Origin of the sequence: Gluconacetobacter entanii, assembly GCF_003206495.1 — a bacterium.
GTDB classification, from domain to species: Bacteria; Pseudomonadota; Alphaproteobacteria; order Acetobacterales; family Acetobacteraceae; genus Novacetimonas; species Novacetimonas entanii.
Genome location: NZ_NKUF01000008.1, coordinates 77,926 through 96,902, shown reverse-complemented (window position 1 = coordinate 96,902; position 18,977 = coordinate 77,926). Strand labels below are relative to the sequence as shown.

Below are 18,977 nucleotides of genomic sequence, written 5' to 3'. Positions count from 1 at the left end.
GGGTTCCGGGCTTTCGTGCTCGACATGGGCTTGACGTGTGGCTGGCTGATAATGGCGGTTGAAACGGACGCTGTGCAATCGGGCATCGCAACGCGGACATGTAAAAGCCCCGTCACGGTGGGGAGGACATATATATGAGAATAGGCTAGAATGAACGGGAAATGGCTTGCGCCATCGCCACGGTTTGCGTAGGGCCGGGTCATTGCATCACGATGCGGGACCGGCAACTGTAACAGATCGCGGCCCGTATCCTATACCGCCCGCCGGATGTTTGGGGAACACCATGCCCGACCAGATGATTCATACTCCCGATGCCCACGCCCCCGTTGACGTATCGCCCCGCCTGCTCAAGGTCCTGCTTGCCGGGCCGCGCGGGTTCTGCGCCGGGGTCGATCGCGCGATCCGCGTGGTCGAGGAAGCGATCCGCCGCTATGGCGCGCCTGTCTATGTGCGGCATGAAATCGTCCATAACCGCACCGTGGTGGAGGCGCTCGAGGCGCAGGGCGCGATCTTCGTGGAGGAACTGGACGAGGTTCCCTCCGACGGTCACGTGGTCTTTTCCGCCCATGGCGTGCCCAAGACCGTCCCGGCAGAGGCCATGCGCCGCAACCTGCTGTACCTGGATGCGACCTGCCCGCTGGTGTCCAAGGTGCACCGCGAGGCGGAGCGCCATTTCGCCGATGGTGGCCCCGAAAGCCGCCATATCCTGATGATCGGCCATGCCGGCCATCCGGAGGTCGTCGGCACGATGGGGCAGCTTCCCGCGGGTGCCGTCACGCTGATCAACGATGCGGAGGAAGCGCGCACGGTCCAGCCGGCCGATCCCTCGCGCCTCGCCTTTATCACGCAGACGACGCTGTCGGTCGATGACACGGCGGAAATCGTCGATATCCTGCGCGACCGCTTCCCCCTGATCGAGGGACCGAAGCGCGAGGACATCTGCTATGCCACCACCAACCGGCAGGAAGCGGTCAAGGCGATCGCGCCGGGCTGTGACCTGGTGATCGTGATCGGCTCGCCCAACTCCTCCAACTCCCAGCGCCTGCGTGAAGTGGCCGAACGCAGTGGCGCGCCGCGCGCCCTGCTGGTGCCGCGCCTGAACGCGCTGGACTGGTCCGCGCTGGACGGGGTGAAGACGCTGGGCATCACGGCGGGGGCCTCCGCGCCGGAATCGCTGGTGCAGGAAATGGTCGCCGCCCTGGCCAAGCGTTTCACGCTGGAGATCGAGGAACGCACGGTCAAGGAAGAGAACGTGACCTTCCGCCTGCCTGCGCCACTCGGCTGATTTTTTCGTAACCGACGATGGCGGTCTATACGGACGTCGCCCCCGAAGAGCTTGGTAAGTTCGTCGGGGGCTATGATATTGGCGAACCTGTCTCGTGCCATGGCATTGCCGAGGGCGTGGAGAACAGCAATTTCCTGCTGCGTACCACGCGCGCGGATTTCATCCTGACGCTGTATGAACGCCGCGTGGACCCGCAGGAACTGCCGTGGTTCCTCGGGCTGATGCAGTATCTGGCGGGACAGGGCCTGTCATGCCCGCGTCCCGTGGCCGACCGCGCGGGTGTCACGCTTGGCACGCTTGCGGGGCGTCCCGCCGCCATCACCACCTTCCTGCAGGGCGCATGGCCGCGCCGGATCGAACCCTCCCACTGCGAGGCGGTGGGTATCGCAATGGCGCGCCTGCACCTTGATGGTGCGGGATATACTGTGGAACGGCGCAACAGCATTGGGCCTGCCGCATGGCCGCCGCTGCTTGAGGCATGCCGGGCGACGGGCGATCAGGTGCAGCATGGACTGATCGCGGAACTGGATGAGGCACTGGCCTTTGTCGTGCCGTCATGGCCGGGGCAGGGGACGCATCCGGCCCTGCCGCGCGGGCAGATCCATGGCGACCTGTTTCCCGATAACGTGTTTTTCATCGACGGACGGCTGTCGGGGCTGATTGATTTCTATTTCGCCTGCACCGACTGGTTTGCCTATGACCTTGCCATTTCGCTCAATGCCTGGTGCTTTGATGAAAATGTGGCCTTCTGCCCCGACCGGGCGCGGGCGATGGTGCGCGGGTATGAAAGCGTGCGTTCCCTGAGTGCGGAGGAACGCACCGCGTTGCCGGTGCTGGCGACGGGGGCGGCGGTACGTTTCCTGCTGACGCGCCTGTATGACTGGATCAATACGCCGCCTGACGCGCTGGTCACGCCCAAGAATCCCCTCGACTATCTCGGGCGGCTGCGCTTTTTCCGCGCAGCCTCCGCCCCGCTGGAGTGGCTGTGATGGACGGGGCGATGGACGCTGTGGAAATGCCCGGCGATGACGTGGTGCGCATCTGGACCGATGGTGGGTGCAAGCCCAATCCCGGACCGGGCGGATGGGCCGCCCTGCTGCAGTTTCGCGGGCAGGAGCGCGAGATCACGGGCGGCGAGGCGGAGACGACCAACAACCGCATGGAACTGACCGCCGTGGCGGAGGCCCTGGCCAGCCTGAAGCGTCCGTGCAAGGTCATCCTGCACAGCGACAGCCAGTATGTGTGCAATGGCATGACGCGCTGGTCCACCGGGTGGGTGCGGCGCAGGTGGCGCAATGCCTCCGGCGATCCGGTGGCGAACATGGACCTGTGGCAGCGCCTGCTGGACCTTGCGAACCGCCATGACATCACATGGCAGTGGGTGCGCGGCCATGCGGGCGATGAAAACAACGAACGTGTTGATGTCCTCGCCACGCAGGCGCGCGATGCGCTGGGGATCGCCTATCCGTCGCGGCGCAAATGATGACGCCCGTGACCGGCCACGCCCCTGCGATCATGCTGCGGGGACTGGGCCTGTCGATGGACGGGCAGCGTATTTTCGAACACCTTGATGGCACGTTTCCCGCCGGGCGCCTGACGGTCCTGCTGGGTGGCAGCGGGATCGGCAAGACGACGCTGCTGCGCCTTGTGGCGGGCCTGATGACGCCCGGTGCCGGGACGATCTCCACCGATGATGGCCTGTCGCTGTCGGGGCGCGTGGCGTGGATGGGGCAGGATGACATGCTCCTGCCGTGGGCGCGGGTGGATGACAATGTCATGCTGGGCAGTCGCCTGCGGGGCGAGGCACCGGACCGTGCCCGCGCGCATGACCTGCTGGACCGGGTGGGGCTGTCGGCGTCGCGCGCCGTCCTGCCGTCCGCCCTGTCGGGGGGGATGCGCCAGCGTGTCGCCCTTGCCCGCGTGCTGTATGAAGGCAGGCCGGTCGTTTTGATGGACGAGCCATTTTCCGCGCTGGACAGCATCACACGACTGCGGATGCACGAACTTGCCGCGCGGATGCTGGCGGGGTGCACGACCCTGCTGATCACCCATGACCCGCTGGAGGCCTGCCGCATGGCGCAGGCGCTGTTCATGATGGGGGGCGACCCGGTCCGTCTGTCGGCCCTGCCCGCACCCGGCGGGATGGAGATCCCGCGCGCCGTGGACGATCCCGCGCTGCTGTCGGCGCAGGCGGACCTGTGGCGCAGGATGCTGGCGTCGTGACGGCTGCCGCGCGAATCCTGCGTCCCGTGGTGACGCTGCTGGGTCTGGTGTGCGTGTGGTGGGCAATCGCGCGCTGGGGGCATGTCCCGCCCTACCTGCTGCCTGCGCCCGGTGCCGTGGCGCGGGCCCTGTGGCGGCAGCGCGCCCTGCTGGGCGACTCCGCGCTGACCACACTGATCGAGACCGTGTGCGGACTGGCGCTTGGCGTGGGGGGCGGGGCCATGCTTGCGCTGCTGATGGCGCTTTCGCCCGTGGTGCGGCGGTGGACCATGCCGCTGGTGCTGCTCAGCCAGGCGGTGCCGGTCTTTGCGCTGGCCCCGCTGCTGGTGCTGTGGTTCGGGTTCGGCATGGCGTCGAAGATCGTGATGGCGGTGCTGGTCATCTTCTTCCCCGTGACCTCATCCTTTGCCGACGGACTGCGCCAGACGCCGGCGGACTGGATCGACCTTGCACGCACCATGGGGGCGTCGCGCTGGCGGATGCTGCTGCATGTGCGCCTGCCTGCCGCCCTGCCGGCGCTGGCCTCGGGCGTGCGGGTCGCCACCGCCATCGCGCCGATCGGTGCCGTGGTGGGCGAATGGGTGGGGGCGTCCTCGGGGTTGGGGTTCCTGATGCAGACGGCCAACACCCGGTTCGAGACGGACCTGATGTTCGCCGCCCTGCTGGTGCTGGCGGTGATGACGGTCGTGCTGTGGTGGGGGATGGACCTTGTGCTGGGCCGGGCATTGTACTGGGTGCCGGTCCGGCATGGGGAATGACGCCCATGATGATAGGTGAGGAATGGGGCGCATGCATGGCAGATGTTGACGTATGCCGCGCAAGAGGCCACCACAGCCCACAGATACTGTTTGTGAACAAGACGGAAGCCGTGACATGACCCGTCCCCTCCTTCTGGACCTGACTGGCGCGCCGCAGGATATGGCGGCACTCGTAATGGCGCTGCAGGTTCCCGACATGCTTGCTCCCCTGCTGGTCACGACCGGCGGGGATGGGGCGCGGCAGGCGCACCGGGCCGCGGAACTTGCGCGTATGGTGCTGCAGAAGGCCGGGCGTGCCGACATTCCTGTCCATGGCGGCAGTGGCCTGCCGCTGTTTGCGGTGGGTGACGCGTGGGTCCCTGCCGGTGCTGCGCCGTCGGGGGAGGCCGCCGGACTGCCCGCCGTGGCGATGATCCGCCATGCCATGGCCCATCCTGCCGGGAGTGTCAGCATCTGCTGCACCGGCACGCTGACCAACCTTGCGCTGGCGCTGCTTCAGGAACCGCGCCTTGCCACGCACCTGCATGGGATCGTGATCCTTGCGGATGCGGGCAGGGGAGAGGGGGCGGGACCGGATGCGAACATCCATGCCGATCCGGAGGCCGCGGCCATTGTGCTTGCCTCCGGCGTGCCGGTGACGGTGCTGCCGCGCGGTTGTGTCGCGCGGGTGACGGCGGACGGAATCTGGATGGAGGAGGTCGAAGCCCTCGCCGGGCGTGGCTGTGCCGGCGGCATGGTCCATGACCTGCTGCGTGGCGCAGGCGCGCAGGCGGTGCCGATGGCCCCTGCGGTGGCCATCATTTCCCTGCTGTGTCCCCAACTGTTCGCGGGATACATGGCGCGGCTGGGCGTGGAATGTCGCGGGGAACTGACCCGTGGGACGCTGGTGCCGGTCGGGAGCGGGGAAAACAATATCGCACCCAATGCCTTTATCCTGCATCGCGTCAATGTCGGGGCCTGCCGGGAGGTGGCGCGCGACCTGCTGCTGCATGCCGCGGGCGTGGTGTGAATGTGGGGCGGGGCACAAGGAAATACGGCCCCCCCGATGCAAAAAGCCGCCTCGCATGGCCCATGACGGTTGCAGGATGGATGGCCGGTCCAGTAATGGTCCCGGCAGGGATCGCACCTGACGGGCGGCAGGCCTGCCGGGGGTGACACAGGTGACACATGGGCATGACGAAGCGCCGGATGCGGCGGGGGTCTTCTGTATGGATCGGTCTATAACATCCTCGGCTTCTTCCCTGACGGGGGGCACGCGCGCACGGGGGGATGCACTTTTCGCCACCATCGTCCGCTGCAGCGCCCTGCTGATCCTGCTGGGGCTGGGCGGGATGATCGCGGTCATGGCGTGGGGCGCGCGCGGGGCGTTCGCCACGTTCGGGCCGGAATTCATCATCGACCCCACATGGAACCCGGTGACGCAGCATTTTGGCGCGGCGGCCCCGGTGTTCGGCACCCTTGTCACCGCGCTCATTTCCATCGTCATCGCCGTGCCGCTGGCGTTCGGGATCGCATTCTGGCTGACGGAAATCGCGTCCGCCCGACTGGCCAGCGTCATCGGCACGGCAATCCAGCTTCTGGCCGCCGTGCCGTCGATCATCTTTGGCATGTGGGGATTTTCGGTCATCGTGCCGCTGATGGCACGGTATGTCGAACCTGCGGCGGCCCATACGCTTGGCCGCCTGCCGGGTATTGGCGTGCTGTTCCGTGGCGCGCCGTACGGCACCGGGTTCCTGACGGGGGGGATCATCCTTGCGGTCATGATCACGCCGTTCATCTCCGCAGTGATGCGTGACGTCTTCACCTCCATGCCCGCCGTGCTGAAGGAAAGCGCCTACGGGCTTGGCATGACGCGATGGGAGGTCATGCGCCGCATCGTGCTGCCATGGTCACGCACGGCGGTGGTCGGCGGGATCATGCTGGGGCTGGGCCGCGCGCTGGGCGAGACGATGGCCATCACCTTTGTCATCGGCAATGCGAACCATATCGGCTGGTCGCTGTTTTCGCCGGGGAACACGATCGCCTCGCTCATCGCGCTGGAATTTCCTGAAAGCGCGATGGGGAGCCTGAAATTCTCCTCCCTGATGGCGGCGGGGTTCCTGCTCATGATCATCTCGTTCGCGACGCTGATGTGTTCGCGCTGGCTGCTGCGTTCCGCGCGGACGGCGAAGTGATGGGCACGCACGAAACCTCCACGCGCGCCGGGGGATCTGGCGCCACGTCGCCATGTTCCGGTCCCGGCTGGCGGCGCGACGGTGCGTTCGACGCGCGCCGGCGCCTTGCCGACCGGGTGGCGACGGGCTTCTGCTATGTTGCCACGGCGCTGGTCCTGCTGATGCTGACCTCCATCCTGTTCGTGCTGCTGCGCAACGGTCTGGCGGGGATTTCGTGGCAGACCTTCACCCATATCACCCTGGCGCCGGGACATGGGGGCGGCCTTGCCAATGCCATCGTCGGCAGCCTGATACAGACGGGTCTTGCGGTGCTGATCGGCGCGCCTGCCGGACTGCTGGCGGGGATCTACCTTGCGGAATTTGCGGCGACAGACGGGCGGTTGCTGGGCGCGGTGCGGTTTGTCTCCGACCTGCTGCTGTCCGCGCCGTCCATCCTTGTCGGTCTGTTCATCTATATGATCATCGTGGTGCCCTCGGGTCATTTCTCCGGCATTGCCGGGGCGCTGGCGCTGGCAATGCTGGTGGTGCCGGTGGTGGTCCGCACGACGGAGGACATGCTGCGCCTCGTGCCCGTCGCCATGCGGGAGGCGGCGTTCGCACTCGGCGCGCCGCGCTGGCGCGTGGTGCTGTTCATCTGCCTGCGTGCCGCGCGCGAAGGGGTGGCGACGGGCATCCTGCTGGCGCTGACGCGCGTGTCGGGGGAAACCGCGCCGCTGCTGTTCACCTCGCTGGGGAACATGAACTGGTCCGTGCGGCCCGATGCGCCGATGGCCAGCCTGCCGATCTCCATTTACCAGTATGCGGGCTCCGCCTATCCCGACTGGACGCAGATGGCATGGACGGGTGCGATGCTGATCACCGCAGGGATACTGATGATAAACATCGCCGTAAGGGTTGGGCTGGGGCGTAACAGGAAATGAACGTGGAAGACACACAGCAGGCAGCGGACGCGACAGGGGTCGCCATTTCGGTTCGCAACCTCGATTTCTATTACGGCGCGCACCATGCGCTGAAGAACATCTCGATCGATTTCCCCGACCGCCAGGTGACCGGCATGATCGGCCCGTCGGGATGTGGCAAGTCCACGCTGCTGCGGGTGCTCAACCGGATGTATGACCTCTATCCGGGGCAGCGCGCGACGGGGGAGGTCTTCTTTGATGGCTGCAACATCATCGGCCCGGGCGTGGACCTCAATGTCCTGCGCGCGCGCGTGGGCATGGTGTTCCAGAAGCCCACACCCTTTCCGATGTCGATCTATGACAACATCGCCTTTGGCGTAAGGCTGCATGAACGGCTGTCGCGCGCGGACATGGACATCCGGGTGGAGGACGTGCTGCGCCGTGTCGCCCTGTGGCCGGAGGTCAAGGACCGGCTTGGCGCATCCGCCGCCGCCCTGTCCGGCGGGCAGCAGCAGCGCCTGTGCATCGCGCGCACCATCGCCACCCGGCCCGAGGTCGTGCTGCTTGACGAACCGACCAGTGCGCTCGATCCCGTCTCCACCGCGCGGATCGAGGAACTGCTCGATGAACTCAAGGCGGATTTCACCATAGCCATCGTGACGCACAACCTGCAGCAGGCCGCGCGCTGCGCCGATCAGGTCGCATTCTTCTATATGGGGGAGGTGGTGGAGGTCGAAACCGCCGACCGCATGTTCACCGCCCCGCGGCAGCGTCGCACGCAGGATTACATTACCGGCCGTTTTGGCTGAGTCCGCCCGCAGGGCGGGGCGGCATCATCTCGTGGCGAAAGATGTCGCGCCTGCGTAACATCTGCGCGCCGTGGTTGCATCCCGTGGCGGCTTCCTTACATTTCGTATCAAGAACATGGGCTTCACCGCCCATGTGATGACCTACGCTGCGGGGATAACCCTTGTCGCGCATCGGGAGTCGGTGCAGGGTAGGGGGACGTGTTATTACAGATTGGAAATTAGCATGATCAAGAAGATGATTCTGGCGGCAACGCTTGTGGGCGGGTTTGCAGGCATCAGCGCGGAAGCCGCCGTCGCGGCACCGCCGCCCCCGCCGCCGTCCTGCCATGGTGCGCCGGGTGGCATGCCGTTCCTTGCACGGGTCAACCTGTCGAAGGCCCAGCGCAAGAAGATCGATGCGATCCTGAAGGCCGATCACCCCGATTTCCATGCCGACATGGAAAAGGAAGCCGGCCTGCACCACCAGATCCAGGACCTGCTGGCAACCCCCGGCAAGGTGGACGAGGCGCAGATCACCTCGCTGCAGCAGCAGATCGCCAGCATCCATCAGGCGCATGAGGCCGAACGCCTGCAGACCGCGATCCGCATCCATGATGTCCTGACCGCCGACCAGCTGACGCAGATCAAGGCCGACCAGGACCAGGCCGACAGCCTGCATGCGCAGCTGCGCGCGCTGATGGCGCCCCCGGCCCCGCCCGCGCACTGATCCCGTCTACAGGGCCGGTGCATCCGCCCGCTGCGGCGTGACGCACCGGGCCGCGCGTTGCGTGTCAGGTAGGTCTTGACACGCAACGCGCGGGACAGATACACCCGACACAACATCAGGCACGTCACTTCGCGAAGGCTCGCGCAGTGGCGCGTATTCTTTTGGGGAAAAACCTTTGTTCGAGACGCTGTCAGGCAAGCTCTCCGGTGTGTTCGATGGCCTCGCCAAGCGCGGGACCCTGTCGGAGGCCGATGTCACCGAAGCCATGCGCGAGGTGCGTCTGGCGATGCTCGACGCCGACGTGGCGCTTCCCGTCGTCAAGGATTTCGTCAACAAGGTGCGCGAACGTGCCGTCGGGCACGAGGTGCTCGACAGCATCTCCCCCGGCCAGGCCGTCGCCAAGGTCGTCAATGACGCACTGATCGACGCGCTTGGCGGCGCGGGCGCGGTGCCACTGAACCTCAACGCCGTCCCCCCCGTGCCCATCCTGATGGTGGGCCTGCAGGGGTCGGGCAAGACGACGACCTCGGGCAAGATCGCGCTGCGCCTCGCCACGCGTGAACGCCGCAAGGTGCTGCTCGCCAGCCTCGATACGCAGCGCCCGGCGGCGCAGTTGCAGTTGCAGCAACTGGCCGAACGCGCGGGTGTCGCCTCCCTCCCGATCATCGCGGGGCAGACCCCGGTGGAGATCGCCCGCCGCGCGATGGAAGTCGGGCGCCGCGAAGGCTATGACATCGTCATCCTCGATACCGCCGGCCGCCTGTCGATCGACGAGGCGCTGATGGACGAGGTGCGGGCCATCCGTGCCGAGACCCAGCCCGCGGAAACACTGCTGGTCGTCGATGCGATGACCGGGCAGGACGCCGTCAACACCGCCAAGGCGTTCAACGAGGCCGTGGGCGTTACCGGCGTGGTCATGACCCGCATGGATGGTGACGCGCGTGGTGGCGCCGCGCTGTCGATGCGCGCGATCACCGGCGCGCCCATCAAGCTGACGGGGTCGGGTGAAAAGCTCGACGCGCTGGAGGAATTCCATCCCGAACGTGTCGCGGGCCGTATCCTTGGCCTTGGCGATATCGCGGGACTGGTCGAGAAGGCCGCCGATACGCTCGACCACGAGGAGAGCGAGAAGATTGCAGCGAAGATGCTGCAGGGCAAGTTCGACCTCGACGACTATGCGGCCCAGATCCGGCAGATCAACAAGATGGGGTCCATTTCGGGCATCCTGAACATGCTGCCGGGCATGGGCAAGCTGAAGGAGGCCATGGGCGACAAGGACATCGACACCTCGGTCCTTGGCCGTCACCAGGCCATCATTTCATCCATGACCAAGGCGGAGCGCAAGACGCCCGCCATCATCAAGGCGTCGCGCAAGAAGCGCATCGCCGCAGGGTCGGGAACAACCGTGCAGGAAGTGAACCGGCTGCTCAAGCAGTACGACACCATGTCCTCGATGATGAAGCGGTTGAACAGGTTGGGAGTGAAGGGACTGATGCGTCAGGGCCTTTCCGCGCTGATGCCCGGCGGGGGACGTCCCCCCGGCGGGGGTGGACGTCCGCCGTTTGGCTGATGCCGCATCGCGTTTCCCTTTTGTGTGTTTTTACAAGTTGTTTTGTGGAGAAGTCTGAATGAGCCTCAAGATCCGCCTTGCACGCGCTGGTGCGAAGAAGCGTCCCTACTACCACATCGTCGTGGCCGACAGCCGTTCGCCCCGCGATGGCCGCTTCATCGAGAAGGTCGGTTCCTACAACCCGATGCTGCCGTCCGACCACGCCGACCGCGTGCGTCTGGTGGGTGAGCGCATCACCCACTGGCTGTCCAACGGCGCGCTGCCGACCGACCGTGTCGCCCGCTTCCTGGGCAATGCCGGCCTGGCGCCGAAGCCGACCTGGAACGAGCAGCCGAAGAAGTCCGCGCCGAAGAAGCGTGCGCAGGAACGCGCTGCTGCCGCTGCCGCCGCGACCGCCGCGGCCTGAGGCACGACGGTAGGCGGGCAGGCACGATAGAAGGCAGGCGATGGATCGCGATCGTATCCTGATGGGCGTGGTGGGACGGCCGCATGGCGTGCGTGGGCTTGTGCATGTGCACAGCTATGCCGCCGTGCCCGAAGACCTTGCCCGTTACGGGGTGCTTCGTGACGAGCACGGGAATGCCTGGCACCTGTCATGGCGTGGGAAGGGGATTGCCGAACTGCGCGATGGCGCGGGGCAGGCGGTCTCCAGCCGCGAGGACGCGCAGAAACTGGTCAACCGCAATCTCTATGTCGGGCGCGCGGACCTGCCGGAACCCGAGGAAGACGAATTCTATGTCGCCGACCTCGTGGGGATGCAGGTGATCGAGCAGGGAAGTGCGCCGTCGCGGGAACTCGGCCATGTGCGTCTGGTCCATGACTATGGCGCGGGTGTCAGCCTGGAGATCACGGGTGGGGAGGAAGGCACGGTCCTGCTGCCGTTCACACGGGCCTGCGTGCCTGTCGTGGACATGGGCGCGCGCCGGATCGAGGTCGTCCTGCCTGACGAGATCGAGGTCCCGGCGGAATACTTCCCCGGCGATGGCACGGCGGAGTCCGTGGCATGACGACGTGGCAGGCCACCGCGCTGACCCTGTTCCCGGAGATGTTTCCCGGTTCGCTGGGATGCTCGCTCGCGGGGCGCGCGCTGCGCGAGGGGATCTGGTCGATGCAAACGCAGGACCTGCGCGCGCATGGGCTTGGCCGTCACCGCACCATCGACGACACGCCGTTCGGTGGCGGGGCGGGCATGGTGATGCGGCCCGATGTCGTGTCGGCGGCGCTTGACGATGTCGTGCCCGACGGACGGCCGGTGATCTATCCCACGCCACGCGGGCGCACGCTGACGCAGGCGGATGTCCGGCGTTACGCGGCGGGGCCGGGGGTTGTCGTGCTGTGTGGCCGTTATGAAGGCGTGGACGAACGCGTGCTTGAGGCGCGCGACATCGAACAGGTCTCCATCGGTGACTATATCCTGTCGGGGGGCGAGGTCGCGGCGCTCGTGCTGCTCGATGCCTGCGTGCGGCTGCTGCCGGGCGTCATGGGGTCGGATGCAAGTGCTGCGGAGGAAAGCTTCGCCGATGGCCTGCTTGAATACCCGCTTTATACCAAGCCGGCGCAGTGGGAGGGACGTGACGTGCCCGATGTCCTGCTGTCCGGTCATCATGGCGCGATCGCCCGGTGGCGTCATGAAATGGCCGAGGCGGCAACGCGGCAGAGACGGCCCGACCTGTGGGCCGCCCATGTGGCGCGTGCCGGTGAAGACACGTCCCGACCTGCTGGCGCGCGCGCCAGTGCGGATCGGCTGAACTGAATACAAACCAATCAACTGAGGACCCGATCATGAACATCATCCAGAAATACGAGGCGGAAGAAATCGCCCGCCTGACCGCGACCCGCGCCGTGCCGGATTTCGCGCCGGGCGACACGGTGCGCGTTGGCGTGCACGTGGTCGAAGGTTCGCGCAAGCGCGTCCAGGCCTATGAAGGCGTGGTGATCGCCCGTTCGAACAAGGGCCTGAACAGCAACTTCACCGTGCGCAAGATTTCCAACGGTGAAGGTGTGGAGCGCGTGTTCCCGCTGTATTCGCCTGCAATTGCCGAAATCACGGTGGTCCGTCGCGGTGTCGTGCGTCGTGCGAAGCTGTATTACCTGCGTGGCCGTCGCGGCAAGTCCGCCCGCATTGCCGAGCGTCCCCGCGACACGACGCCCGCCGCCGCCAAGGCCGCAGCGCCTGCCGCCGCGGAAGCCAAGGCCAACTGATTTGTGCTACTGCCGTCGCCCGCGCCGCCATCCGAAAGGGTGGTGGACCGCGGGGGCGGCTTTTACTTATTGCCGACCGGGATCGTTCGCCCCTGCTGTCACGACAAGGCCGCGAAGGATCAATCCGGTAGTGCCGTATGCTGGGGGATAGGAACTGATGGCTGCACGTACGCTGTTCGACAAGATCTGGGACAGTCATGTCGTGGAACGTCTCCCGGATGGTACGGCCATTCTTTATATCGACCGGCACCTCATCCATGAGGTGACCAGCCCGCAGGCGTTCGAGGGCCTGCGCATGACGGGACGGCGCCTGCGCCACCCCGAGGCGATGATCGCGGTGGTCGATCATAACGTGCCGACCTCTGACCGCACCCTGCCGATCGAGGAACCCGAAAGCCGCAACCAGATCGAGACGCTGGAGCGCAATGTCGCGGAATTCGGCGTGCCGTATTTCCCGCTGCTGTCGGAACGCCAGGGCATCGTCCATGTCGTCGGCCCTGAACAGGGGATTTCCCTGCCGGGCATGACCATCGTGTGCGGCGACAGCCATACCTCCACGCACGGGGCGCTCGGCGCGCTGGCGTTCGGCATCGGCACGTCCGAGGTCGAGCACGTGATGGCCACGCAGACGCTGCTGCAGAAGCCCGCCAAGAACATGAAGGTCGCGGTGGAGGGGCAGGTCGGCCCCGGCGTCAGCGCCAAGGACATCATGCTGGCGATCATCGGCAAACTCGGCACCGCGGGCGGGACGGGCTACATCATCGAATTCACGGGATCGGCCATCCGGGCGCTGGACATGGCGGGTCGCATGACGATCTGCAACATGTCGATCGAGGCCGGTGCGCGCGCCGGGCTTGTCGCCCCGGACGAGACGACGTTCGAATATGTGCGCGGCCGTCCCTTCGCACCGAAGGGCGAGGCGTTCGACCAGGCCGTCGCCTACTGGAAGACGCTGGCCTCTGACGATGGTGCCCATTACGACAAGGTCGTCGAACTGCGCGCCGAGGACATCCCGCCGGTCCTGACATGGGGCACCAGTCCCGAAACCGTCATTCCCGTGACCGGCACCGTCCCCGACCCGGCCGCTGAACCTGATGCCGCGCGACGTGCGCAGATGCAGCGCATGCTGGATTATATGGGCCTGCAGGCGGGGCAGAAGATCGCGGGCACGCCGGTCGATGTCGTGTTCATCGGGTCATGCACCAACAGCCGGATCGAGGACCTGCGTGCAGCCGCCGCCATCGTGTCGGGCCGCCATGTGGCGCAGGACGTGCGCGCGATGATCGTGCCCGGATCGGGCGTCGTGAAGGCGCAGGCGGAGGAGGAGGGGCTGGACCGCATCTTCCTCGACGCCGGGTTTGAATGGCGCGAGGCCGGATGTTCGATGTGCCTGGGCATGAACCCGGACAAGCTGACGCCGGGGCAGCGCTGTGCCTCCACCTCCAACCGTAATTTTGAAGGACGTCAGGGACCGGGCGGACGCACCCACCTGCTGTCGCCCGCCATGGCCGCCGCCGCTGCCGTGACGGGATGCCTGACCGATGTGCGGGAGTTGATCTGACATGGATAAGTTCACGGTCCTGACGGCGATCGCCGCCCCCCTGCCGCAGGAAAACATTGATACCGACAAGATCATTCCGGCGCGCTTCCTCAAGACGACCAAACGTTCGGGCCTTGGCGTGCATGCGTTCGACAGCATGCGCTATAACGCGGACGGGTCGGAAAATCCCGATTTCGTCCTGAACCGGGATCCCTACCGCAAGTCACAGATCCTGATTACCCACGACAACCTTGGCTGCGGTTCGTCGCGTGAACATGCGCCGTGGGCGCTGCTGGATTTCGGCATCCGCTGCGTCATTGCGCCGTCATTTGCGGATATCTTTTTCAATAACTGTTTCAAGAACGGTATCCTGCCCATCGCCCTGCCGCGCGAGGTGTGCGACGAACTGATGGCCGATGCGCGGATGGGCGAAAATTCGCGCATTACCATCGACCTGCCCCGGCAGGTGGTGGTGCGTCCCGACGGAAGTGAAATCCCGTTCGAGGTCGATCCCCTGCGCAAGCGCCTGCTGCTGGAGGGACTCGACGATATCGGCCAGACCCTGCAGCACGAGTCCGCGATCGAGACGTTCGAGGCCCGGCGTCGGCATGATGAGCCGTGGATGCCCTCCATCACCATTGACTGACCCTCACCGGTCGCTTTTTCAGCAGGGAGCTATCATGTCCGAAACCAAGAAACTTCTGATCCTCCCTGGCGATGGCATCGGACCGGAAATCATGCGCGAGGTCGCGCGCATCATGGCGTGGATGAGCCGTGCGCGCGGGATCAATTTCGACATTACCGAGGACCTGGTCGGTGGCGCGTCGCTGGCGGTCCATGGCGTGCCGATCCGTCAGGAAGTGATTGACGAGGCCCGCGCCGCCGATGCCGTGCTGTTCGGTTCGGTGGGGGACCCGAAATGGGCATCCGCCGGGTTCGACCGTCGCCCTGAAATCGCGATCCTGAAATTGCGCCAGGACCTTGGCCTGTTCGCCAACCTGCGCCCGGCCAAGGTGTTCGACGCGCTGGCCGATGCCAGCACGCTGAAGCCCGAAGTGGTGCGCGGGCTTGACATCATGATCGTGCGCGAAACGGTGGGCGGCATCTATTTCGGCAACCCGCGCGGGATCGAGACCCTGCCCGACGGGTCGCGGCGCGGAATCAATACCGAGGTCTATACCACCCCGGAAATCGAGCGCGTCGCCCGCGTGGCCTTTGACCTTGCACGCAAGCGGGACAATCGCGTCTGCTCGGTTGAAAAGTGCAACGTGATGGAAAGCGGTCTGCTGTGGAAGGAGGTCGTGACCGACCTGCATGCGCGTGAATACGCGGATGTGGAACTGACGCACATGCTGGCCGATAACTGCGCGATGCAGTTGGTGCGCAACCCGCGTCAGTTCGATGTGATCGTGACCGGCAATCTGTTTGGCGACCTGCTGTCCGACCTTGCCTCCATGCTGACCGGCAGCCTTGGCATGCTGCCGTCCGCCACGCTGGGGGCCGTGGATGCCAATGGCAAGCGTCCGGCCCTGTATGAGCCGATCCATGGCAGCGCGCCCGACATCGCGGGCAAGTGGCAGGCCAACCCGCTGGCGCAGATCCTGTCGTTTGCGATGCTGCTGCGGTATTCGTTCAACATGCTTGAAGATGCCGCGATGATCGAGACGGCGGTGGCCAACGTGCTGGCCAGTGGCCTGCGCACCCCCGATATCATGAGCCCCGGCATGGCCGTCGTCGGCACCGAGGTGATGGGGGAGGCAGTGGTCCGCGAACTCGACAAGCTCCAGCAGGGCTGAATCTGCGCCCTGCAGGAAAGCCGCATCTGGTCATCAGGTGCGGCTTTTTTTGTGAGGGGCTGCTTCTCAGGGCCCTGCCCTGAAACCCGCCAAAGGGCATTGCCCTTTGGAAACCATGATTTATCCATGAATCCGGGCAGGGGGCTGTGCTCTCCCGGCCCGGAAAATGATTTGAAATCGTAAAGAATTTTTTGGTGAAGCTTTTTTCAAAAAGCTTCAGAAGCCGCTACTTTCCTGAAAAACAGCCGATGTCTGAAAACTTTCAATCGACATCAGGCGTGACCTCACAGGCCGGGCTTGAGCACATACCCCTTGCCCCGCACGGTCTGGAGGAATCGCGGCTCCCTCGGGTCGGGTTCGATCCGGCGGCGCAGGCGCGTGACCTGCACATCGACGGCGCGTTCGCCGATTTCGTCCATTTCCAGCGTCTGCGCGATTTCATGGCGTGACAGGACTTCGTTGGGATGGCGCGCCAGCACGGCGAGCAATGCGGATTCGCCGCCCGTCAGGTGCACGATTCCGTCGCGTCCGCTCAGCAGGCTGCGGGCGGGGTCGAACTCCAGTTCGCCAAGGCGCACGATGCGCAGGTTGTTGGTGGGCGGCGGCGGGGCGAAGCGGCGCAGGTGCGCCTTGAGCCGCAGCAGCAGTTCACGCGGCTCGAAAGGCTTGCCGAGGTAATCGTCGGCCCCGGCTTCCAGACCGATGATCCGGTCTTCCGGCTCCCCGCGCGCGGTCAGCAGCAGGATGGGGAAATCCAGCCCTTCGTTACGCAGTTCCCGTGTCAGTTCCAGCCCGTTTTCGCCCGGCATGGTGATGTCGAGCACAAGCGCGTCAGGCTGCATGAAGCCAAGGACCTGCCGCGCCTCATGCGCGGAGGCTGCGGCACTGACACGGAAGCCCTGTTCGGTCAGGTAGCGTTGCAGCAGGCGGCGCAGGCGCGGATCGTCATCGACCACCACGATATGGGCATCCACGTTCGCCGGGTCGCGTGGCGGCATGGTGGTGGAAGCGGGACGGGGGGACCTGTTCATTCACGACTCCGTTGTGTCTGACCGGGTGCTTGGGCATCGCGATGGCGCGCCATGTTCCGTGATTCCTCTATCAGGCCCCGCATGACCCGGCGGAATCCTTCCACCGCCGGTCCCCCGGCATCGCGATAGACCCGCAGCACGACGTCGCGCTGGCGTTCAAACAGGCGACGTTCCATCTCGTACCCGGCATCGGTCAGGCGCAGCAGGCGCATGCGCCGGTCACGGCTGCTGGTATGCTGGTGGATCAGCCCGCGACGCATGAGGTCATTGAGGGCACGGGCCATGCTTTGCTTGGTAATCGTCAGAATGTCCAGCAGGGCGCCGACGGAAATATCCGGCTCGTTCTTCACGAACTGGAGGATCCGCTGGTGCGCGTGCCCGATCTGCATTTCCTCCAGCAGGGGGTCAAGCAGCCCGGCAAAGCCACGGCAGGCCTGTGTCATCAGCATCTGCGCCTGGCGCATGTCCTCGTCGCGCAGGAACAGCAGTTCGACACCGGCGTGCGGGCGTGCGGGACGGCTTGCCGGTGGTGGGGGACGGCGTTCGGTCAAGGGCAGGGCATGTGGATGCGGCGGGCCAACGGGTCGGTCAGAACGGACGCCCGAGCAGGCGGTTCTTCAGCCGTGTAACCTGCGCGATATTGGCAAGGCGCCGGTCAAGGAATTCCTCCACCGTTGCCATGTTGCCGCCGCGCGCCAGCCAGAACAGCAACGTGGCGACATAGATCCCCGCCAGCGACGCACGCTTGGTCATGTAGGTCACGCCCTGCGAATCGTCACCGGCGGCGGTCCAGATGGCGTTGACGCTGCGCGCGATGCTGCGTGCCAGCAGGCGGGCATGCCCCGGCATCATCAGCACCGACAGGGCATGGCGCACGGCGGGGCGATAGCCTGCGGCCTGCGTCAGGCGGAACATGATCGCGGCACGGACGCGGCGGCTGAGCTTGCGCGAATGGAATCCATGTGCGGCATCCAGCATGTCGCGGTCGGCAAGGTCGAAATACGCCTCCGCCACTTCGGCGATCCCGCCGGGGAACAGCAGGTCGGCATCCTCGCCCGCGACCTGCTTCAGGGTGGCCATGGACCATTCGCGCCGTCCCACGCCCTCCACCATGCGGCGCAGGGCGGCGTCACGAGCGGGGGAATGATCGATGGCGGGGGGCTGCAGGCACGATGTGGCCGATGCCGTGATGAGGGACCCGATCATGCCTGCTGTTCTCCGTAACGTGCCATTTCAGTGTCAAACCCCATCTTTCCCAGATCGTTCATCCGCATCGGATATAATATGCCGTTCAGGTGATCATATTCATGTTGCATGACATTCGCCACAAATCCCGATTCCGTGCCCTCGACCCGCTGCCCCCGTGCATCCAGCCCGTGATAGGCGATGCGGGTGTGGCGCGGGACCCATCCGCGCAGGCCCGGAATCGACAGGCATCCCTCCAGCCGCAGGACCGTTTCATCCCCGACCGGCGTGATATGCGGGTTGATCAGGACCTGCGGGCCACAGGGCAGGTCATCGGGCGCGCCGGTGCTGCGGGCCGCGGGCACGCGATAGACGAACACCCGGCAGGAACGGTGGACCTGTGGCGCGGCAAGGCCCACGCCACCCGCATCCTCCATCGTCTCGATCATGTCGGCCACCAGGCGCGCGATGTCGGCGCTGGTGGGGTCTTCGACGGGGGCCGCGCGGCGCAGCAGCACGGGGTGCCCCATCCGGGCGATCTTGAGCAGGGTCATGGCGGGCGTTGATCCTTTGCATCTGGCATGAAAACGCGTCACCTGCGTCGGGTGCATGGGACGGTCGTGAAATAACCTGTGCGGGCGCGGTGTAAAACCACCGGAAAGATTTGTATTGCCGGATCGGGCTGTGATATAGGTGCGGCCCGTTTGGGAATCGCACGCAGGGAATGGCCTCGGGCGGTCATCCCCCATTACAGATACCCATCGCCGCCGGCGCAAGTGACGGCTTACAGCAGGAGTTG

Annotated in this window: 22 protein-coding genes; 18 read left to right on the top strand and 4 right to left on the bottom strand. The window is 65.7% G+C overall.

Annotated elements, in window-relative coordinates; translation table 11 throughout:
- The first annotated feature begins 295 nt into the window (after positions 1 to 295).
- From ispH to leuB, 18 genes are all read left to right on the top strand, one after another.
- On the top strand, positions 296 to 1,285 hold the full coding sequence (ispH, locus tag CFR72_RS05795; RefSeq protein ID WP_227744340.1) for a 4-hydroxy-3-methylbut-2-enyl diphosphate reductase: 990 nt from the start codon (positions 296 to 298) through the stop codon (positions 1,283 to 1,285).
- Between the two features lie 17 nt (positions 1,286 to 1,302).
- On the top strand, positions 1,303 to 2,274 hold the full coding sequence (locus tag CFR72_RS05790) for a homoserine kinase (RefSeq protein WP_110913047.1): 972 nt from the start codon (positions 1,303 to 1,305) through the stop codon (positions 2,272 to 2,274).
- On the top strand, positions 2,274 to 2,768 hold the full coding sequence (gene rnhA / locus CFR72_RS05785) for a ribonuclease HI (protein ID WP_110913046.1): 495 nt from the start codon (positions 2,274 to 2,276) through the stop codon (positions 2,766 to 2,768). Before CFR72_RS05790 ends, rnhA begins: the two co-directional genes overlap by 1 nt.
- Positions 2,768 to 3,508 (top strand): ABC transporter ATP-binding protein, encoded by a 741-nt coding sequence (locus CFR72_RS05780; RefSeq protein ID WP_110913066.1) that lies wholly within the window; start codon positions 2,768 to 2,770, stop codon positions 3,506 to 3,508. The genes rnhA and CFR72_RS05780 overlap by 1 nt, the downstream gene beginning before the upstream one ends.
- Complete coding sequence (locus CFR72_RS05775; protein WP_110913045.1) at positions 3,505 to 4,266, top strand: ABC transporter permease; 762 nt, start codon at positions 3,505 to 3,507, stop codon at positions 4,264 to 4,266. The genes CFR72_RS05780 and CFR72_RS05775 overlap by 4 nt, the downstream gene beginning before the upstream one ends.
- 115 nt (positions 4,267 to 4,381) lie before the next feature.
- The gene (locus tag CFR72_RS05770; protein ID WP_167400308.1) at positions 4,382 to 5,275 is read left to right on the top strand and encodes a nucleoside hydrolase; all 894 of its coding nucleotides are present in this window, start codon (positions 4,382 to 4,384) and stop codon (positions 5,273 to 5,275) included.
- A gap of 199 nt (positions 5,276 to 5,474) precedes the next feature.
- On the top strand, positions 5,475 to 6,440 hold the full coding sequence (gene pstC, locus CFR72_RS05765; protein ID WP_110913064.1) for a phosphate ABC transporter permease subunit PstC: 966 nt from the start codon (positions 5,475 to 5,477) through the stop codon (positions 6,438 to 6,440).
- A complete protein-coding gene (gene pstA, locus CFR72_RS05760; RefSeq protein ID WP_110913065.1) occupies positions 6,440 to 7,360 on the top strand; it encodes a phosphate ABC transporter permease PstA in 921 nt (306 codons plus the stop codon). Before pstC ends, pstA begins: the two co-directional genes overlap by 1 nt.
- The gene (gene pstB / locus CFR72_RS05755) at positions 7,357 to 8,148 is read left to right on the top strand and encodes a phosphate ABC transporter ATP-binding protein PstB (protein ID WP_110913043.1); all 792 of its coding nucleotides are present in this window, start codon (positions 7,357 to 7,359) and stop codon (positions 8,146 to 8,148) included. The genes pstA and pstB overlap by 4 nt, the downstream gene beginning before the upstream one ends.
- A 223-nt stretch (positions 8,149 to 8,371) precedes the next feature.
- Entirely contained in the window at positions 8,372 to 8,854 is a 483-nt protein-coding gene (locus CFR72_RS05750; protein ID WP_110913042.1) for a Spy/CpxP family protein refolding chaperone, read from the top strand.
- A gap of 175 nt (positions 8,855 to 9,029) precedes the next feature.
- Positions 9,030 to 10,424, top strand: coding sequence for a signal recognition particle protein (gene ffh / locus CFR72_RS05745; RefSeq protein ID WP_110913041.1), 1,395 nt, complete (start codon positions 9,030 to 9,032; stop codon positions 10,422 to 10,424).
- A 58-nt stretch (positions 10,425 to 10,482) separates the two neighbouring features.
- Entirely contained in the window at positions 10,483 to 10,830 is a 348-nt protein-coding gene (gene rpsP, locus CFR72_RS05740) for a 30S ribosomal protein S16 (RefSeq protein ID WP_110913040.1), read from the top strand.
- A gap of 40 nt (positions 10,831 to 10,870) precedes the next feature.
- Positions 10,871 to 11,431 (top strand): ribosome maturation factor RimM, encoded by a 561-nt coding sequence (gene rimM / locus CFR72_RS05735; protein ID WP_110913039.1) that lies wholly within the window; start codon positions 10,871 to 10,873, stop codon positions 11,429 to 11,431.
- Positions 11,428 to 12,177, top strand: coding sequence for a tRNA (guanosine(37)-N1)-methyltransferase TrmD (gene trmD, locus CFR72_RS05730; protein WP_110913038.1), 750 nt, complete (start codon positions 11,428 to 11,430; stop codon positions 12,175 to 12,177). Before rimM ends, trmD begins: the two co-directional genes overlap by 4 nt.
- 29 nt (positions 12,178 to 12,206) lie before the next feature.
- Positions 12,207 to 12,626: a 50S ribosomal protein L19 gene (gene rplS, locus CFR72_RS05725; RefSeq protein ID WP_110913037.1), complete on the top strand. Its 420-nt coding sequence runs from the start codon at positions 12,207 to 12,209 to the stop codon at positions 12,624 to 12,626.
- 157 nt (positions 12,627 to 12,783) lie between these two features.
- Positions 12,784 to 14,187 (top strand): 3-isopropylmalate dehydratase large subunit, encoded by a 1,404-nt coding sequence (gene leuC / locus CFR72_RS05720; RefSeq protein ID WP_110913036.1) that lies wholly within the window; start codon positions 12,784 to 12,786, stop codon positions 14,185 to 14,187.
- A gap of 1 nt (position 14,188) precedes the next feature.
- A complete protein-coding gene (gene leuD, locus CFR72_RS05715; protein ID WP_110913035.1) occupies positions 14,189 to 14,812 on the top strand; it encodes a 3-isopropylmalate dehydratase small subunit in 624 nt (207 codons plus the stop codon).
- Between the two features lie 34 nt (positions 14,813 to 14,846).
- A complete protein-coding gene (gene leuB, locus CFR72_RS05710) occupies positions 14,847 to 15,962 on the top strand; it encodes a 3-isopropylmalate dehydrogenase (protein WP_110913034.1) in 1,116 nt (371 codons plus the stop codon).
- A 284-nt stretch (positions 15,963 to 16,246) separates the two neighbouring features.
- Here leuB and CFR72_RS05705 read toward each other — a convergent pair whose 3' ends face one another.
- Genes CFR72_RS05705 through def form a run of 4 tightly spaced genes read right to left on the bottom strand, consistent with a single transcriptional unit; the run spans position 16,247 to position 18,732 of the window.
- Positions 16,247 to 16,960 carry a response regulator gene (locus CFR72_RS05705; protein WP_110913033.1) on the bottom strand — a complete coding sequence of 238 codons (714 nt, stop codon included), beginning with the start codon at positions 16,958 to 16,960 and terminating at the stop codon, positions 16,247 to 16,249.
- Between the two features lie 29 nt (positions 16,961 to 16,989).
- Positions 16,990 to 17,544, bottom strand: coding sequence for a MarR family winged helix-turn-helix transcriptional regulator (locus CFR72_RS05700; protein ID WP_110913032.1), 555 nt, complete (start codon positions 17,542 to 17,544; stop codon positions 16,990 to 16,992).
- Positions 17,545 to 17,581: 37 nt separating this feature from the next.
- A complete protein-coding gene (locus CFR72_RS05695) occupies positions 17,582 to 18,199 on the bottom strand; it encodes a COQ9 family protein (RefSeq protein WP_110913031.1) in 618 nt (205 codons plus the stop codon).
- Complete coding sequence (gene def, locus CFR72_RS05690; RefSeq protein ID WP_110913063.1) at positions 18,196 to 18,732, bottom strand: peptide deformylase; 537 nt, start codon at positions 18,730 to 18,732, stop codon at positions 18,196 to 18,198. Before def ends, CFR72_RS05695 begins: the two co-directional genes overlap by 4 nt.
- Between the last annotated feature and the right edge of the window lie 245 nt (positions 18,733 to 18,977).

Excerpts from the sequence above, each read along its gene's own strand:
- ispH (WP_227744340.1), top strand. The coding sequence starts at position 296 with ATGATTCATACTCCCGATGCCCACGCCCCCGTTGACGTATCGCCCCGC.
- CFR72_RS05790 (WP_110913047.1), top strand. The coding sequence starts at position 1,303 with ATGGCGGTCTATACGGACGTCGCCCCCGAAGAGCTTGGTAAGTTCGTC.
- rnhA (WP_110913046.1), top strand. The coding sequence starts at position 2,274 with ATGGACGGGGCGATGGACGCTGTGGAAATGCCCGGCGATGACGTGGTG.
- CFR72_RS05780 (WP_110913066.1), top strand. The coding sequence starts at position 2,768 with ATGACGCCCGTGACCGGCCACGCCCCTGCGATCATGCTGCGGGGACTG.
- CFR72_RS05770 (WP_167400308.1), top strand. The coding sequence starts at position 4,382 with ATGACCCGTCCCCTCCTTCTGGACCTGACTGGCGCGCCGCAGGATATG.
- pstC (WP_110913064.1), top strand. The coding sequence starts at position 5,475 with ATGGATCGGTCTATAACATCCTCGGCTTCTTCCCTGACGGGGGGCACG.
- pstA (WP_110913065.1), top strand. The coding sequence starts at position 6,440 with ATGGGCACGCACGAAACCTCCACGCGCGCCGGGGGATCTGGCGCCACG.
- pstB (WP_110913043.1), top strand. The coding sequence starts at position 7,357 with ATGAACGTGGAAGACACACAGCAGGCAGCGGACGCGACAGGGGTCGCC.
- CFR72_RS05750 (WP_110913042.1), top strand. The coding sequence starts at position 8,372 with ATGATCAAGAAGATGATTCTGGCGGCAACGCTTGTGGGCGGGTTTGCA.
- rpsP (WP_110913040.1), top strand. The coding sequence starts at position 10,483 with ATGAGCCTCAAGATCCGCCTTGCACGCGCTGGTGCGAAGAAGCGTCCC.
- rimM (WP_110913039.1), top strand. The coding sequence starts at position 10,871 with ATGGATCGCGATCGTATCCTGATGGGCGTGGTGGGACGGCCGCATGGC.
- trmD (WP_110913038.1), top strand. The coding sequence starts at position 11,428 with ATGACGACGTGGCAGGCCACCGCGCTGACCCTGTTCCCGGAGATGTTT.
- rplS (WP_110913037.1), top strand. The coding sequence starts at position 12,207 with ATGAACATCATCCAGAAATACGAGGCGGAAGAAATCGCCCGCCTGACC.
- leuC (WP_110913036.1), top strand. The coding sequence starts at position 12,784 with ATGGCTGCACGTACGCTGTTCGACAAGATCTGGGACAGTCATGTCGTG.
- leuD (WP_110913035.1), top strand. The coding sequence starts at position 14,189 with ATGGATAAGTTCACGGTCCTGACGGCGATCGCCGCCCCCCTGCCGCAG.
- leuB (WP_110913034.1), top strand. The coding sequence starts at position 14,847 with ATGTCCGAAACCAAGAAACTTCTGATCCTCCCTGGCGATGGCATCGGA.
- CFR72_RS05705 (WP_110913033.1), bottom strand. The coding sequence starts at position 16,960 with ATGCCGCCACGCGACCCGGCGAACGTGGATGCCCATATCGTGGTGGTC.
- CFR72_RS05695 (WP_110913031.1), bottom strand. The coding sequence starts at position 18,199 with ATGATCGGGTCCCTCATCACGGCATCGGCCACATCGTGCCTGCAGCCC.
- def (WP_110913063.1), bottom strand. The coding sequence starts at position 18,732 with ATGACCCTGCTCAAGATCGCCCGGATGGGGCACCCCGTGCTGCTGCGC.